Raw genomic sequence first — 16,298 nt, 5'->3', positions numbered from 1 at the left:
GAACCCTATAGCTGTTTGTCAAACACGCAAGCAGGGATCGATCACCGATGAGAGAAGACCGCCACAGTCCGTTTCGCGATGCGCAGACCGACCGCTCGACCGCAAAAGAGGTTCCGGACACACCGCAAACACGCTCTCCGGCCTACCGTCTGGCTTTCGCGGATGACGAGTTTCTGTGCCGGGACGAGCTGCGCCCTGTACGCTTGCAGCTTGAGTTGCTGAAACCCGAAATGATCATGACCGAGCGGGAGATCACGTCGACCATCGTCATGTTCGGCGGCGCCCGCATTCCCGAACCCTCGCAAAAGCACACCGCGCGGACAGAAACCCTGGCCGGTCTGTCGAAATATTATAATGAGGCACGCGAATTCGCGCGACTGATGACCGTGAAATCGAAAGAAACCGGATGCCGCGAGAATGTGATCGTCACTGGCGGCGGCCCCGGTGTAATGGAAGCTGGCAATCGCGGTGCACACGAAGCAGGCGGGTGCTCGATCGGGCTGAACATCGTGCTTCCGCACGAACAGGCGCCAAACAGTTTCGTGACGCCAGATCTCAGCTTTAATTTCCACTATTTTGCGATCCGCAAAATGCACTTCCTGATGCGCGCCCGCGCCATCACCATCTTTCCCGGCGGGTTTGGGACGCTGGATGAACTGTTCGAATCCCTGACCCTGATCCAGACCGGCAGAATGGATCGTGTGCCTTTCCTGCTGTTTGGCCGCGCGTTCTGGGAAAAGGTCATCAACTGGGACGCACTGGCGGATGCCGGTACGATCTCGGACGAGGATCTGGACCTGTTCCGCTTTGTCGACACCGCGCAGGAGGCGGCCGAGATCATTGACAACTGGGAACCCGCCCCGCCTCGCGACGAAATTCCGGGGCGCTGAGCGATGAAACCCCCAAAGACAGGCGAAATGCTCCACCTGCGTGGCAACGCGTTGTCAAAAGGCGAACCCGTCGCCCTTCCACTGACGCAAAGCAGCATGTTCCATCTGCCCGGTGCGCCGGACGGTCACCCGACCTATGGCCGTGTCGATAACCCCACCTGGGTACATCTTGAGCATGTTTTGTCGCATCTGGAAGACGCGCCTTGCCTCAGCTTCCCGTCCGGCATGGCCGCGATTTCTGCGGCTCTGTTTGCAACGGTGCAAGCCGGTTCGCGCCTTCTGATCCCTTCGGACGGGTACTATGTCACCCGTCTGCTGGCGGACCGGTTCCTTTCGCGTCTTGGCGTGACAGTTGAAGAGCGCCCGACCACAGCGTTTGCCGCAGGTGGTTTTGACGGGTTTGACGTTGTGTTCGCCGAAAGCCCTTCGAACCCCGGTCTGGACATGATTGACCTGAAAGTTATAGCCGAACAGGTGCGGTCTGCTGGCGGGGTGACGATTGCCGACAATACGACGATGACACCGCTGGGTCAGCGCCCGTTGGATTTGGGCATCGACGTGGTCGTGTCGTCCGACACCAAGGCTATGGGCGGGCATTCCGACATGCTGATGGGTCACGTGGCCAGCCGCAACAGTGACATCATGGAACGGGTCGAGGAATGGCGGAGAGTCTCCGGCTCGATCCCCGGACCGCATGAGGCATGGCTGTTGCATCGCGGGTTGGAAACGCTGGATGTCCGGTTCGACCGGATGTGCAACTCGGCTCAGGTAATGGCAGAACGGTTGGCAGGTCACCCGGCGGTCAAGCAGGTCCGCTATCCCGGGCTGGCCGATGATCCATCACACACACTGGCGCAGGCACAAACGGCACGGTTCGGATTTCTGCTATCCTTGACTTTGGAAAGCGAAGACAAGGCCGAGGCCTTCATCAACACTTGCCCGCTTTTGCGCCCCGCCACCTCCTTCGGTGGTGTTCACAGCTCGGCCGAGCGCCGCGCGCGCTGGGGCGATAGTGTCGACCCGGCCTTCATCCGCCTGTCCGTTGGATGCGAACCGGTGGACGAACTGTGGAAGGCGATCGAGGCCAGCCTGAACGCGCTGTGATTACTTCTTCGCGGCACGCAGGTCCTTGAAAACGTAGATCGGCAGTACCACGCTGGCGATCAGCGCCCCCAGCCAGACAAGCAGCGTCGCCGCCAGCAGGTTCGAGATACCGCCAACGGTCAGCCCCGACGCGATGAGGTCGGTCACCAGCAGGCCCACAAATGTCACGACCAGGGCGATCCCGCCTTTCAATGCGGGCGCTTTCTTTTCGCCAAGCTTTAGTATCAAGGGCTCGGCGATCACCTGAACGACGGTGAAAACAATCACAACCACGATAAATGAGATCGGTTTGATCGCGAAACCGGACAGTATCAGCGAAGCCAGCAACAGCCCGATGGCATTGCCGGCCAGCAGGGCCAAAGCGGATTTGATTCTGCGCGACATGGGATGGCCTCCGTCAATCTACAATCAGAAATATGAAGATATTAGCAGGCTTCTGAGTTTTTTCGAGACAATTCAATCGCCTCTTCCTTTTGACCCGTTGAAAACACGTGGTAGAACACATTCATCAAGATCAGACCTGTCCCTGACCCGTGAGTGTGAGATGAGCGACGATCCCTATTCCGTCCTTGGCGTATCGAAAGACGCCAGTGCCGACGAAATCAAGAAAGCCTACAGGCGTATTGCTAAGGAGTGCCACCCGGACCTGAAACCCGGCGACGCCAAGGCCGAGGCCAAATTCAAGGCCGCCGCCGCTGCGTATGACGTGTTGAAAGATCCTGAAACCCGCGCCCGTTACGACAATGGCGAAATCGACGCATCGGGTCAGGAACGCCCGCAACAACACTATTACCGGGACTATGCTGAGGCCGCTGGAAACCCCTATCGCGGGCGTCAGGCGGACCCGGACGACATGTCGGACATCTTTGCCGAATTCATGCGCGGCCGCAGTGGATTTGGCGGCCAGCAAAGGCATGAGTTTCATGCGCCAGGGCATAACCTGAACTATTCCCTGCAAATCAGCTTTCTGGATGCCGTGTTTGGCGCCAGTCAGAAACTGACGCTACCAGACGGCAACCGGATCGAGGTCAAGATCCCCGCCGGGATAACCGAAGGTCAGACCATCCGCCTGCGCGGCAAGGGTGCTCCGGGTTATGGCGAAGGCCCTCCGGGGGATGCGTTGGTGACCGTCACGGTCGCCAAACATCCGGTGTTTGACCGTCAGGGCGACGACATCCATATCACGCTGCCGATCAGCATCGATGAGGCCATTCTGGGCGGGAAAGTCGCCGCCCCCACCATCGATGGCGGTGTGAACGTCAATGTTCCGGCGGGCACAAGCAGCGGCAAAACCCTTCGCCTGCGCGGCAAGGGGGTGAAGAAACGCGGCTCGTCCCTGCGCGGCGACCAACTGATCGAATTGACTGTCTCGATGCCCGACAAGATCGATGATGATCTCAGGCAGTTCATGGAGACATGGCGCGAAACGCACCGCTACGATCCGCGGAAAGGAATGCCGTCATGACCCTGACCGAAAAGGAACTGATCGAAACCGTCTCGCGCCTGACCTCGGACCGCCTGACCGAGTATCTTGCGGCCGAGATCGTGATCCCTGAACAATCGGAGCAGGGGCTGGTCTATCACAGTATCGACGTTGCCCGGCTGGAACTGGCTTGCGAGTTGCACGAGCAATACGACATGGAGGCCGATGCGCTGTCGATGATGATCTCGCTGATTGATCAGATGCATGGGCTGCGCGCCGAACTGCGTGAGGTTCTGAACGCAGTCGAGGCGCAACCCGAGCCGGTGCGCCAACAACTGATCGAAGTTATCGGCACAGCGCGGTTCCGTCGCAGATAACAGGGTTTTGGGCGCAATGATTATGGCGTAGAAGGCCGCCTTGATCCTTTGTCAGGTAGCTTCCATGACCCAGCCCAGATCCGAGTTGCTGATGCCTGCGGGCAATCTGCGCAAACTTAAACTCGCCATCCTCTATGGGGCAGACGCCGTGTATCTGGGCACGCCGGATATGTCGCTGCGCACCAAGTCCGAGTTTTCGCTGGACGAGGTAATTGAAGGGGTCGAGTTCTGTCACAGCCATGGTCGGCGCGCCTACCTGACACTGAACTTGTTCTCGCATAACAAAGACATCCCGAAGCTGGACGAATACATCGACACGGTGCGCAAGGTGCAGCCCGACGGGTTGATCATCGCCGATCCAGGCGTGTTCCAATACGTCCGCGAGCGCGCGCCCGAACTGCCGCTGCATATCTCGACCCAGGCCAATATCTGTTCGTGGCTGTCGGTGAAGTTCTGGCAGGATCAGGGGGCCGAGCTGGTGGTTCTGGCGCGTGAGGTTTCCTATCCCGAACTGGTCGAGATCCGTGAGAAGTGCCCTGATATCAAGCTAGAATCCTTCGTGCACGGTGCTATGTGCATGACCTATTCGGGCCGTTGTCTGCTGTCGAATTTCATGGCCGAACGCGGGGCCAACCAGGGCAACTGCGCCAATTCCTGTCGCTGGAACTATGGTCTGAAACTGCGCCTCAAGGATGGCACACATCAGGAGCTGCGTATCACCGAGGAAAACGCCGACCTGTTCGAATTCCTGCTGGAAGAAGGCTGCCGCCCCGGTGACCTGATGCCCATCGAAGAGGATGATCGCGGCTCGTACATCCTCAACTCACGCGACCTCTGCATCATGCCGAAGCTGGATGAGTACCTGAAAATCGGTGTCGACAGCCTCAAGGTCGAAGGGCGCGGCAAATCGGAATACTACGCCGCGATCGTCGCACGGGCCTATCGTATGGCGATAGATGACTATTTCGCGGACCCCGAAAACTGGGACCCCAAGCCTTACATGCGTGAGCTCGAAACCGTCGGGAATCGCGGCTATACGCTGGCCTTCCACGAAGGGCGGCTGACCAATTACGCCCATGATTACGAACACACCGCATCCATCGCGCAATGGGAATATGCCGGGATCGTCACCGAAGTGACCGAGGATGCCTTTCTGGTCGAGGTGAAGAACAAGCTGGAACCGGGTGATGTGCTGGATTTCGTCTCGCCAGTTGCGCGCGACACGGTTCTGCTGCGGGTTTATGATTTCGAACGCGCCCATGATGGCGCACGGCTGGACGTCGTGCATGGCAGCACAAAAACCATCATTCGGATGCCTTTCACCCTGTTCGATCACGAGGATATCGACGATCTGCGCGCCCGTTTTCCGGTCTATTCAGTGCTGCGCAAGGAACGCGCCCTGACCGACGAACACTGGAGCCGCATTCGCTTTGACAAGCTCGTGCAGGGATTGGAAACCACCGGTCGCGACAACCCAACTGCCTATGCACGCCGTCGCGATGATCTGGTTGAAAAGATTGGCCAAGACGGTAACGAACGCCGGTTCAAGACAAACCGCATCGGCACGGAAGGATGCTGCGGCAAGGGCTGCAACGGATGCCTGATCTTCTGGCAAGATGACAAATACGCGTTGGCCCGCGAGGTGCTGTCCAAACGGAAGCAAGGCGAACAGCTCAGCCGCCGTGAGGCGACAGAACTCAAGCTGCCGGGTGAACCGGCTTAGTTTCCCACCCGATATTCTTCGGGGATAAAGAACGTATAGTCGCGATCCGCCACTTGTTCGTGACAGACGTGGCAATAGGCAACTTCGCTGGCACGGGCGCCCATGGTATCGCCAAACAAGGACCCGTCCGGCAGCACCATGATATAACGCCAGTCAGCGGTGTTCGGGCTGGTACCCTCTGGCAGTTTTTCCATTATGAACATGGCACCGGGATGTATGTGACCTTCATCGGTCACCGTCATGCTGTCCTTGGCAAGCACCGATCCCACGGGCAGTTCTTCGCCCTGTCGCAATGTCCCATAGTTGTGCGCCATTCGGTTGGCATACGTGTTGACGAAACGCTGTCCGTGTGTGGCCGAGATATATGGCGCGTCGTTGAAAAGCGGCCAGCTTTGGTAGTTTAGAACCAGATCCAGTTGCGCCGCAGCATACCCCCGTGCCATGCGGCGGCTGAGCGAATGGTAGTGGGCCGCGGCCTCATCCTTGCTTAGCTCTGCCGGGTTTTCGATCGCTATGTGGGCGTTGTGACCATCTGCCGTTGCCAGTCCTGAAGAAATCAGAAGTATCGCGCACGCAATGGCCTTGTGCTGGAGAATTATTCGAAGATACGAGTCCATTATTACGACCCACCTGAAAATCAGTTCGCCTGAGCGCCACGTGACGACAGTGTTCTTATTCTAGCGGCTCCGGGAACTCTTACCAGCTCAGGTCCCGGAATCTCACCGCCTTGTGCATCGATTTGAACCTGCATCCTGCGGCATTGAATCATTAAAATATAGCAAATTATGCATATTGAATCAGCATCTGAAACATTAAGTTTACAGGCACACTTCATGCGTGCAGGCGGTCATCTTGGACAATCAAAGCACGACCACCCGATCCATGATGAACCGAACAGAAAAACTACGGGGTTAAACCGGCTTCGGACTCAATTTGTTTGCGCGATTTGCGGGCACGTTCGGTTGCCGATTTCAACTGACCGCACGCCGCCATGATATCCTCGCCCCGTGTCTTGCGAATGGGAGAGGCGTAGCCTGCCTGATAGATGATGTTGGCAAAAGCGCGGATGCGGTTGTTCGAGCTGCGCTTGTACGGCGCGCCGGGCCATTCGTTAAACGGGATCAGGTTGATCTTGGCCGGAATTTTGTGACGCTTGATGTGGTCGATCAAACGATGGGCATCCGCGTCGCTGTCATTCACACCGTCCAGCATCACGTATTCGAACGTGATCCGCTCGGAGTTCGAGGCATTGGGATAGCTGGCCAGCGCCTGCAACAACTCCTCGATATTCCAGCGTTTATTGATTGGAACCAGAACGTCGCGGGTTTCATCCGTGGTTGCATGGAACGAGATCGCCAGCAGACAGCCGATTTCCTCAGCCGTGCGCGCAATTTCGGGTACCACTCCACTGGTCGACAGCGTAATGCGGCGGCGCGACAGGGAAATCCCCTCGGGGTCCATCGCGATCTTCATCGCATCGCGGACGTTTTCGAAATTGTAAAGCGGCTCGCCCATTCCCATCAGAACGATGTTTGACAGAAGGCGCGTTTCATCCTTTGGCGCACCGGGGGTCGGCCATTCGTCAAGATCGTCGCGCGCCATCATGATCTGCCCGACAATTTCGGCAGATGTTAAATTACGTACAAGCTTCTGGGTGCCCGTATGACAAAACGAACATGTCAGTGTACATCCGACCTGAGATGAAATGCACAGCGTACCGCGATCTTCTTCGGGGATGTAGACCACCTCGACCTCGTGCCCGCCCGCGATACGGCACAGATATTTGCGGGTGCCGTCCTCGGATACCTGTCGGGTCACCACCTCGGGTATCTCGACCACAAAGTTTTCGGCCAGTTGCGCACGGTACGCTTTGGCGAGATTCGTCATCTGGGAAAAATCGCGCACGCCCCATTGATAGATCCACTGCCAGATCTGACCGGTACGCATCTTTGCCTGCTTTTCGGGCGTACCATGTTCGATCAGGACCTCGCGCAAACGGTCGCGGGTGAGACCGACAAGGTTCACCTTCCCCTCGGGCAATTTGCGAGGGAGGGTCATGACGTCTTGAGTGATCGGCGCTTTGGGCGACATTGTGGTACCTGCTGAGGCGTATCTTCAAGGATTCTGGCTTGGGATGCGCCTCTATATAGGAACCTGTGCAAAGATCAAAAGGAATCGTTTCAGTCAGTCTGCAAAACTCAACAGTTCTTCAACGCGTGCCCGCCCCAAATTCACCCGGCATGATGTGATTGCGATACCTGTACCCGATCCGCCACCAAACGACGCGCCGACGGCGGTGCAATGCGTATCGCGATAGGTTTCCCAGGCCTGTTGCGCCGCTATGAGGGCAGGTTCAGCCACTATCCGCCCGGTGACCTCGTCCAGCTCGTTGGCAGATTGTACCGCCAAATCAAAACTCACCTGCAGCGCGCGCGAGACCCGTGCTTCCATCTCTCCGACGCAGGATCCGATTTCGACTTGTGATCCGGCGTCGGAACATTCCAACGCCGGGTCGGCGGTTGCGGTGGCTGGCAAAAGCAGCGCGATCAAGATCAGACGCATGGCCGCCTCATTCATCCATTCAGCTGGGGTCAGGCCAGAGTAACATGTTTTGCCAGAAAGGTTTAGATGCCGGTTGGCCCCCTAAACCAACGGAAATGCAGTTCCGCGTCAGACACCCGCGGGTGGGATATAGCAATCTTCGGCATCCAGGGTCTTGACCGGATCGTTCGGTCCGCATTGTTCGCCGGTTACAGGATAAGTCTCGCCCTTGTTTTCGCAGGCACTCAGCAGCATGGCTGATATCATCATCAACGCGACAAGAGATTTGTTCAGCATGGTGGCAACTCCTTGGTTTCTCTTGAACTGATTAGTTCGGAAATCGTCAGAGCTCACATTGATACGGATCAAGTAAACGGGTTGATCCTGCGTAAAGGTACAGGGGAGCGTAAAAACAAAAAAAGCCCCGCCAAAGACGGGACCATTTGCTTAGGTCGGGGTGCTTACTTGGTGCAGCGCTTTTCGGCGTCTTCGATTGCTGCGGTAAAGCCCAGCAGCGAGAAGGTGTCCTTGGTTTGTGTGCCGCGTTCGGACCGGGCAGTCAGAACAGCCTCGGTTCCGCGTTTCAGCGCTGTGACGATCTTGGCGTCATCTGCATCTGATGCGGGCCAGGCCCACTCACCTTCGGTGAACAGTTCAAACTCGGACCCGTCGACATTCAGGTTCACTGTCGATCCCGGTGCAAACGGATAGCCGCCGGTAAAGGTCACTTGCCCTTTGACCTCGGCATTGGGGCGATAGAACACAAACAACAGGATGTCGCTGCGCCGCACGGATACGACGCGCCCGCCCCGGGTGTTCACGGTTTCCTTGGGGGCCGAAACGCTCCAGCATTCGGTGGGATCATCTTCGACAAAAACGCTCCAGTCCGTTTTTGCAGCAACCCGGTTTGTGCTTGTCGCCTGTTGGGCGAGTGCAGACGTTGCGGCGATGCCTGCCACACACAGGCCCGCGATCGTACGAACGAGCATTGATCCCATTTGTCCAGCCTCCTAGCTCGACCGATACCTCAAATCCATCGGACATGGCTGCGAACCCTTCCGGCCCGTCTATTCCGTTGCGCATTCCGATGATTGCCGACATACACACACTAACGCAGGTTTCGCCACAGGCGAAAGGGCGATTGGCAGAATTTTGCGCATAAATTTCGGAGGTCCAGATGACGCAGCCCGTAGCAATGACAGAACTGTGGCGTGGCAACTTGCTGGAAAGCCTGCATTTGGGTCACGCGGTCATCTGCGACGACACCGGCCAGATCGTGCGCAGCTGGGGCGACCCGCAAGCGGTTATCTATCCGCGCTCATCCGCCAAGATGATTCAGGCGCTTCCGCTGGTCACGTCAGGAGCCGCGGCAAAATACGGATTGAACAGCGAACATCTTGCGCTGGCCTGCGCGTCACACAACGGGGCCGCGATCCATACCGACCGCGTGACGGCGTGGCTTGATCATCTGGGGCTGAGCGAGCACGACTTGCGCTGCGGGCCACAGGAGCCAGCGGACACCGCAGCGCGGGATCGGCTGATCCTGGCGGATGACACCCCGTGCCAGATCCACAACAACTGTTCCGGCAAGCATTGTGGTTTCCTGACACTGGGTCAGCATTTGGGTGCAGGGCCGGAATATCTGGAAATCGATCACCCGGTGCAGCAGGCCTGCCTGTCTGCCATCGAAGAGACGTCAGGCGAAACCAGCCCCGGTTACGGTATTGACGGCTGTTCCGCCCCGAATTTCGCCGTGTCGCTGGCCGGGCTGGCCCGGTCGATGGCGTGGTTCGCAAGCGCCTCGGATCGGTCCGACCGTTCCAGCGAGGCGGCGGTTCAGTTGGTGGCAGCCATGGTGAAACATCCGGAACTGGTTGCCGGTGAGACCCGTGCCTGCACCGAACTGATGCGCGCCATGAACGGGCGCGTCGCCATCAAGACCGGGGCCGAGGCGGTGTTTGTGGCCATCATCCCGGAAAAACGCATGGGCGTTGCGCTGAAGATCACCGATGGCACCACACGGGCCAGCGAATGCGCCATCGCCGCTATTCTGGTGAGCCTAGGTGTGCTGGAGGCCGATCACCCGGCCACCCGCAAATTCATGAACGCCACACAATACAGCCGCCGGGGGCTGGAATGCGGCGTGATCAAACCTGCGCCGGGTTTCCCCGGCTAAGGCCCCTACATCTCGATCTCGTGCACCTCGGCCACCTCGACCGAGCCCGAGCCATTGACGACCATCGGACAGCCCTTGGCCATCTCGGTCGCGGCTTCGATGCTGTCGGCCTTGATCACGGTAAAGCCCGAGGCCGGGTTTGCGCCGCCATTGTCGACAACCCCGCTGCTGCTGACCGTATAGGACTGTCCGACCGGGTTGCCGGGGATCTCTAACGCTTCGGCCATACCCTGAAACCATGCGCCCCAAGCGGCCATGGTCGCCTCAATCTCGGCGGGGTCGGTCGGGGTGTGTCCCCCGTGATAAACAAACAAATACTGGGGCATATCGCTCCTCCCTGATGAAACCTTATTTGCACTTCGCTTCGAGTTTGCGCAGCGAAGACGTCCAGCCCTGATTGTGGTTCGCGGCTGCTTCGGCATCGGCCAGTTCGCGGTGGTCCAAAACCAAGCGTGACCCTGTGCCCGTCGCTGTGACTGTGAAGGAAACGTGGCTTTCGGCCCCGCGCTGATCCTGATCGTCATGCCAGCCCCAGGTAAACCCCACCGAGTTTGGCGGGTCGACATGCGTGACGTGGCCCGAGACCTTGTATTGCTGGCCCTCGCTGTTTTCCATGACCGAATACCACGGGCCGGTGCGCGAGAAATCCAGATTATGCTCGGGGACATGCATCCCTTCGGGCCCCCACCATTGCAACAACCGGCTGCCGTCGCTGATCCATGCAAACAGATCCTCTGGGCTGACGGGGAAGTCCCGTTCCAGTTTCAGGTCGGCCATGAATTCTCCCTTTCGATGATATCACTGAGGCGATCGAGGCTGCTTTCCCAGAATTGCCGTTTGGAGATCGTCCAGTCGGCAATCATCCGCAGCCCGTCGGACCGGATGGAGTACATCCGTTGGGTGCCCCGCACGCGCTGCTGCACCAACCCTGCCTCGCGCAACACTTTCAGATGGCGCGAAATCGCAGCACCGGACATTCCGCGCCCTTCGATCAGGTCACCGGCGGGCAGTTCGCCCTGCTCCATCAGCTGCTCGACAATCGAGAACCGGGTGGCATCGGACAAAGCGGAAAAGGTGGTCAGAAGCGTGCTCATGACCTCTATTTAACACAAATGTTAAATAATGAAAAGCCCTGTCAGGATTCGACAAAATCCGCGCGACTGTACCCTTGCAGGTAAAGCAGTGCCGTCAGGTCGCCGTGATTCACCCGCACGTCGCATTTCGCAGCCACCGACGGTTTGGCATGAAGGGCAACGCCGGTTCCGGCCCGCCCCAGCATGCCCAGATCATTGGCCCCGTCGCCCACGGCGATCACGTCATTTTCGGACAACCCAAGACGCGTGGAAATCTGCTCAAGCGCCTCGATCTTGGCTTGCCGCCCCAATATGGGACGCGCCACATCGCCCGTCAGTTTGCCATCTGCGGCCAGCAGAGTGTTGGCGCGGTTTTCATCGAACCCCAGCAGCTCTGCCACCCGCGCGGTGAAGGCGGTAAAGCCACCTGACACCAGCGCAGCATAGGCTCCGTTGGCCCGCATCGTTGCCAGCAACGCCTGTCCGCCGGGCGTCAAGGTGATCCGTTCGCGCAGGACTTTGCCAATGACGCTTTCATCCAGATCCTTCAGCAGACCAACCCGTTCGATCAGAGCACCTTCGAAATCCAGCTCTCCGTTCATGGCGCGGGCGGTGATGTCCTTGACCCTTTCGCCGACGCCAGCCTCATCCGCCAGTTCGTCAATGCATTCCTGCTGGATCATGGTGCTGTCCATATCGGCCAACAGCATCTTTTTGCGCCGCCCAGCCGCAGGCTGTACAATCAGGTCCACGCCCATGCCCTGCAAGTCTGCCCAAACGTCCCAGCGATTGGCGGGCATGTCGCGCAGGTCAAACTCGACCGCCTCGTCCGGGCTGAGCCACAGGACATCCCCACCGCCCCACGCGTTGCGCAACGATTCCGGCAAGGCGCGGTCCAGTGAGGGTGCAGCCGGGTTGGTCAGCAAAGTGGCGACGTACATATTCCAATCTCCAGTGTCATACCCATGCGGAACGGTCAGGGCGTCAATGGTGTTCGACCTTGTTCGGTCAGTTCCCAGCAATTCTGTCCCTCGAATACGGCGACGCCCGTCGGGCGTCCGTACCCGGCCCCCGTGTCCAGATTGATCCGGTTGCCATAATGCGTCGCCTGATCCACAGGCGTGTGTCCATGAACGATCAGTTTGGGATGCGGGCCTTGGTAGTCGTGGAAGTCCTGTCTGATCCAGATCAGATCACTTGCCTGCTGTTCATTCAGCGGCACACCCGGACGGATACCCGCATGAACAAAGGCAATCTCGGGCGTCTGATGCATCGCCACCAGATCGCGCAGAAAGGTCAGGTGCGATTTCGGCACGGCTGCCTGTGCCATCCGGTGCAGGTTTTCAAGGCGGATCTGACCTTCGAATTCCACCCCATAGCTGCGCAGGGTTTCGACCCCGCCCAACCTGTCATGCAGCCAGTGGTATCCCACCAACAAATGCGGATCGTGGCGCGGCGTGTCCTCCATGAACCAGGCAAACATGCGATCGTGATTGCCCAGCAGAGTGATCCAGTTCCGACCCGCATCACGCCCGGCAATCAGGCGTTCGATCAGCCCGCGACTGTCAGGGCCGCGATCCACGTAATCACCCAGAAACACGATCTGAGCGTCGGGGCCGCCATCGCTTTGGATCAGGGACAGCGCGCGCTCCAGCTCGGCCACCTGCCCGTGCAGATCACCAATAACATAGACAGGCTGTGTCATAGAAATACTCCGGATGTAATTTTCGCTTGCTTTTGCCCCAGATCGCTATCGGAGAGAACAATTGACCCGATCGCAGGTGCAACCGGGTCGTGAACTGTTCCTCAAACTCAACAGCCCCAATCAGGCGACGTCGAATTCCAGCGGCTTGATCTGCGTGAACAGGCCTGTTTCGGCAAGCTTCGCCCGCGCTTCGGCCGGGACCGGTTCGTCGACATAGAGCAATGCAATCGCTTCGCCTCCGGCCTCGGATCGGCCGAGGGTAAAGTTGGCGATGTTGACGTTGTTTTCACCCATGGTTTGACCCAGCGTGCCGATGATGCCGGGCACGTCTTCGTTGGTGGTGTACAGCATATGAGCGCCGACCTCGGCATCAATATTGATGCCCTTGATCTGGATAAAGCGCGGCTTGCCATCGCTGAACACCGTGCCAGCGATCGACCGTTCACGCTTGTCCGTTACGACCGTGACTTTGATATAGCCATCAAAAACACCCGACTTGTCCTGATTGGTGGTCGAGATTTTGATCCCGCGCTCTTTCGCGACCACAGGGGCCGAGACCATGTTCACCTCGGGGTTGAACTTTTTCATGATCCCCGCGACCACCGAACAGTTCAGCGCGGCCAGGTTCATTTCAGCGGCCACACCGTCATAAAGGATGTTGATCGCCTTGACCGGCTCATCCGTCATCTGGCCGATGAAGCTGCCCAGATGACCTGCCAGCTTGATCCACGGCCCCATCAGCTTGGCTTCTTCCGCGGTCACGCTGGGCATGTTCAGCGCGTTCTCGACCGCGCCTGTCAGCAGGTAGTTCGAAATCTGTTCAGCCACCTGCAAGGCCACGTTCTCCTGCGCCTCGGTCGTCGCCGCGCCCAGATGGGGCGTGCAGACCACGTTGGGCAGGTTGAACAATGCGTTGTCCTTGGCGGGTTCCTCGCTGAACACGTCAAAGGCCGCTCCGGCAACATGGCCGGATTGCAGCATCTCGGCCAGCGCCACTTCATCGACCAGACCGCCACGGGCACAGTTGATGATCCGTACACCCTTTTTGGTTTTGGCCAGATTCTCGCGGCTCAGGATGTTGCGAGTCTGATCCGTCAGCGGCACATGCAGGGTGATGAAATCGGCACGCGCCAGCAGTTCATCCAGCTCGACCTTTTCGACGCCCATCTTAGAGGCTTTCTCTTCGCCCAGATAAGGATCATAGGCGACAACCTTCATCTTCAGGCCCAACGCACGTTCGCACACGATGCCACCAATGTTGCCGGCACCGATCACGCCCAGTGTCTTGTTGGTCAGCTCGATCCCCATGAACTTGGACTTTTCCCACTTGCCCGCATGGGTCGAGGTGCTGGCCTCGGGGATTTGCCGCGCCACGGCGAACATCATCGCGATGGCGTGTTCGGCGGTGGTGATCATGTTGCCGAAGGGCGTGTTCATCACGATCACACCTTTTTTCGAGGCTGCCTCTTTGTCGACATTGTCGGTGCCGATCCCGGCGCGACCGATGACCTTCAGCCTGTCGGCTTTTTCCAGAAGGGTCGGTGTGACCTTGGTGGCCGAACGGATGGCGAGACCATCATATTGACCGATCACCTCGGCCAGCTTGTCCTTGTCTTTGCCCAGCTCGGGCATGAAATCCACGTCGATGCCACGGTCGCGGAAAATTTGCACTGCGGTTTCGCTGAGCTTGTCGGATACCAGTACTTTGGGAGCCATTTTGCTTGGTCCTTTGAATTCTTCAGGGGGATAGCGGGCTGACGCCCGCCCTATGTCGGTGATGGGGTAGGCCGGGCTTCAGCCCGGCACATGAAACTCAGGCAGCCTGCGCCTGCGCTTTGATCTCGGTCGCAAAGGCCCAGGCCAGCCAGGGCAGCATCGCCTGAATATCCGAGGTTTCAACCGTACCGCCGCACCAGATGCGCAGGCCTGCTGGCGCGTCGCGATAGGCGCCGATATCCAGCGCGATATTCTCGGTCTCAAGCCGCTTGGCGACTGCCTTGGCAAAGGCTGCACCGTCCTGAATACGGGCATCGGTGAACTTCAGGCAGACGGATGTGTTCGAACGCGTCGCCTCATCCTCGGCCAGGTTTGCGATCCAGCCGTTCTGGTCGCAGAACGCGTGTACCGCACCCGCATTGGCATCCGCACGCGCGATCAGCCCCTGCAATCCGCCCACCGATCGCGCCCAGTCCAGCGCAAAGAGATAATCTTCGACCGCCAGCATTGACGGCGTGTTGATCGTTGCCCCGGTAAAGATGCCTTCGATCAGTTTGCCGCCCTTGGTCAGGCGGAAAATCTTGGGCAGCGGCCATGCGGGGGTATAGCTTTCCAGCCGTTCAACGGCGCGCGGGCTGAGGATCAGCATCCCGTGGGCCGCTTCGCCGCCCAGCACTTTCTGCCAGCTGAAGGTTGTTACATCCAGCTTGTCCCAGGGCAGATCCATCGCAAAGGCCGCCGAGGTTGCATCGCAGATCGTCAGGCCCTGGCGGTCATCGGCAATCCAGTCGCCATTGGGTACCCGTACACCCGAGGTTGTGCCGTTCCACGTGAACACCACGTCATTTGCGAAATCGACCGAGGCCAGATCAACGATCTGCCCGTAATCCGCGGTCTTCACCTCGGCGTCGATCTTCAGCTGCTTGACCACATCGGTCACCCAGCCGGACCCAAAGCTTTCCCAGGCCAGCATCTCGACCTTGCGCGCACCCAGCAAAGACCACAGCGCCATTTCAACCGCGCCGGTGTCCGAGGCGGGAACGATGCCAATGCGGTAATCCGCCGGAATGCCCAGAATCTCGCGCGTGCCTTCGATGGCCGCCTTCAGCTTATCCTTGCCGACAGCGGCGCGGTGCGACCGGCCCAATGCGGCATCAGCCAGTTTTGTCAGGTCAAATGTGGGGGGTTTGGCACAGGGGCCCGAAGAAAAACGCGGATTTGCCGGCCGCGTCGCCGGTTGTTCGATCGTCATGTGTATTACCCTTCCAGATACACGCCCCTCGTTGGGGAGGGGTGTCCCACGGACAGACCTAGGGGGCCTTCGCACCTGCAGCAAGCAGAAAAGACGCTTTACCGGGTAAAAACGACATCTGAAACGGGCACAAATCAGAACACGCGTTTCCGATTGGCGAAAAACCCCGCCGATGTTTCGGCGGGGTAGGGTTGTGTTACTCTGCGGCGTCTTCGTATGCGTCCATGGGTGGGCATGTGCAGACGAGGTTTCGGTCGCCGTATGCGTTGTCGACGCGGTTGACGGGGGACCAGTATTTGTCGACGCCCATGGATCCCG

Annotated in this window: 19 protein-coding genes; 6 read left to right on the top strand and 13 right to left on the bottom strand. The window is 58.7% G+C overall.

Annotated features, from left to right (window positions below):
* The first annotated feature begins 47 nt into the window (after positions 1-47).
* Positions 48-890: an LOG family protein gene (locus tag ACR0EK_RS14420; RefSeq protein WP_480967892.1), complete on the top strand. Its 843-nt coding sequence runs from the start codon at positions 48-50 to the stop codon at positions 888-890.
* Positions 891-893: 3 nt separating this feature from the next.
* Positions 894-1,994 (top strand): cystathionine gamma-lyase, encoded by a 1,101-nt coding sequence (locus tag ACR0EK_RS14415; protein WP_480967891.1) that lies wholly within the window; start codon positions 894-896, stop codon positions 1,992-1,994.
* On the opposite strand, the gene ACR0EK_RS14410 is transcribed toward ACR0EK_RS14415, so the two are convergent.
* On the bottom strand, positions 1,995-2,378 hold the full coding sequence (locus ACR0EK_RS14410) for a hypothetical protein (protein WP_267363718.1): 384 nt from the start codon (positions 2,376-2,378) through the stop codon (positions 1,995-1,997). It lies immediately after the preceding gene.
* A gap of 160 nt (positions 2,379-2,538) precedes the next feature.
* Between ACR0EK_RS14410 and ACR0EK_RS14405 the strand changes: the two genes are divergently transcribed.
* The 3 genes from ACR0EK_RS14405 to ACR0EK_RS14395 all read left to right on the top strand — a co-directional run bounded on the left by ACR0EK_RS14405 (position 2,539) and on the right by ACR0EK_RS14395 (position 5,517).
* Complete coding sequence (locus ACR0EK_RS14405) at positions 2,539-3,459, top strand: DnaJ C-terminal domain-containing protein (protein WP_480774121.1); 921 nt, start codon at positions 2,539-2,541, stop codon at positions 3,457-3,459.
* Positions 3,456-3,794, top strand: coding sequence for a hypothetical protein (locus tag ACR0EK_RS14400; protein WP_480484160.1), 339 nt, complete (start codon positions 3,456-3,458; stop codon positions 3,792-3,794). Before ACR0EK_RS14405 ends, ACR0EK_RS14400 begins: the two co-directional genes overlap by 4 nt.
* A 64-nt stretch (positions 3,795-3,858) precedes the next feature.
* A complete protein-coding gene (locus ACR0EK_RS14395; RefSeq protein WP_480900495.1) occupies positions 3,859-5,517 on the top strand; it encodes a U32 family peptidase in 1,659 nt (552 codons plus the stop codon).
* Here ACR0EK_RS14395 and ACR0EK_RS14390 read toward each other — a convergent pair.
* The 5 genes from ACR0EK_RS14390 to ACR0EK_RS14370 form a co-directional block, all read right to left on the bottom strand.
* Positions 5,514-6,134: a cytochrome P460 family protein gene (locus tag ACR0EK_RS14390; RefSeq protein WP_480900497.1), complete on the bottom strand. Its 621-nt coding sequence runs from the start codon at positions 6,132-6,134 to the stop codon at positions 5,514-5,516. The two genes, ACR0EK_RS14395 and ACR0EK_RS14390, sit on opposite strands and share 4 nt — an antisense overlap.
* A gap of 286 nt (positions 6,135-6,420) precedes the next feature.
* Positions 6,421-7,608: a dual-specificity RNA methyltransferase RlmN gene (rlmN, locus tag ACR0EK_RS14385; protein WP_267363724.1), complete on the bottom strand. Its 1,188-nt coding sequence runs from the start codon at positions 7,606-7,608 to the stop codon at positions 6,421-6,423.
* Positions 7,609-7,701: 93 nt separating this feature from the next.
* The gene (locus ACR0EK_RS14380) at positions 7,702-8,079 is read right to left on the bottom strand and encodes a lysozyme inhibitor LprI family protein (protein WP_480900498.1); all 378 of its coding nucleotides are present in this window, start codon (positions 8,077-8,079) and stop codon (positions 7,702-7,704) included.
* 108 nt (positions 8,080-8,187) lie between these two features.
* Entirely contained in the window at positions 8,188-8,355 is a 168-nt protein-coding gene (locus ACR0EK_RS14375; protein ID WP_209505044.1) for a hypothetical protein, read from the bottom strand.
* 164 nt (positions 8,356-8,519) lie between these two features.
* Positions 8,520-9,056, bottom strand: a complete 537-nt coding sequence (locus tag ACR0EK_RS14370; RefSeq protein ID WP_209505046.1) for an invasion associated locus B family protein — start codon at positions 9,054-9,056, stop codon at positions 8,520-8,522.
* A gap of 179 nt (positions 9,057-9,235) precedes the next feature.
* Here ACR0EK_RS14370 and ACR0EK_RS14365 point away from each other — a divergent pair, with 179 nt between their 5' ends.
* Positions 9,236-10,234, top strand: coding sequence for an asparaginase (locus ACR0EK_RS14365; RefSeq protein ID WP_480967890.1), 999 nt, complete (start codon positions 9,236-9,238; stop codon positions 10,232-10,234).
* Positions 10,235-10,239: 5 nt separating this feature from the next.
* Here the strand turns inward: ACR0EK_RS14365 and ACR0EK_RS14360 are convergent, their stop codons facing one another.
* The 7 genes from ACR0EK_RS14360 to ACR0EK_RS14330 form a co-directional block, all read right to left on the bottom strand.
* Positions 10,240-10,560, bottom strand: a complete 321-nt coding sequence (locus tag ACR0EK_RS14360) for a YciI family protein (protein ID WP_267364302.1) — start codon at positions 10,558-10,560, stop codon at positions 10,240-10,242.
* A gap of 22 nt (positions 10,561-10,582) precedes the next feature.
* A complete protein-coding gene (locus ACR0EK_RS14355) occupies positions 10,583-11,011 on the bottom strand; it encodes an SRPBCC family protein (protein WP_480474207.1) in 429 nt (142 codons plus the stop codon).
* On the bottom strand, positions 10,999-11,328 hold the full coding sequence (locus tag ACR0EK_RS14350; protein ID WP_171638620.1) for an ArsR/SmtB family transcription factor: 330 nt from the start codon (positions 11,326-11,328) through the stop codon (positions 10,999-11,001). Before ACR0EK_RS14350 ends, ACR0EK_RS14355 begins: the two co-directional genes overlap by 13 nt.
* A gap of 41 nt (positions 11,329-11,369) precedes the next feature.
* Positions 11,370-12,248 (bottom strand): phosphoserine phosphatase SerB, encoded by an 879-nt coding sequence (serB, locus tag ACR0EK_RS14345; protein ID WP_480488529.1) that lies wholly within the window; start codon positions 12,246-12,248, stop codon positions 11,370-11,372.
* Between the two features lie 35 nt (positions 12,249-12,283).
* Positions 12,284-13,012 (bottom strand): metallophosphoesterase family protein, encoded by a 729-nt coding sequence (locus tag ACR0EK_RS14340; protein ID WP_480900506.1) that lies wholly within the window; start codon positions 13,010-13,012, stop codon positions 12,284-12,286.
* A 120-nt stretch (positions 13,013-13,132) separates the two neighbouring features.
* A complete protein-coding gene (gene serA, locus ACR0EK_RS14335; RefSeq protein WP_267364308.1) occupies positions 13,133-14,728 on the bottom strand; it encodes a phosphoglycerate dehydrogenase in 1,596 nt (531 codons plus the stop codon).
* A gap of 97 nt (positions 14,729-14,825) precedes the next feature.
* Complete coding sequence (locus tag ACR0EK_RS14330) at positions 14,826-15,980, bottom strand: phosphoserine transaminase (protein WP_480484181.1); 1,155 nt, start codon at positions 15,978-15,980, stop codon at positions 14,826-14,828.
* Positions 15,981-16,298 lie beyond the last annotated feature (318 nt).

The sequence above is a fragment of the Ruegeria sp. AE4 genome, assembly GCF_056542185.1.
Note: the sequence above shows the minus strand (reverse complement) of the source record. Positions and strands in the feature narration are given on the sequence as shown.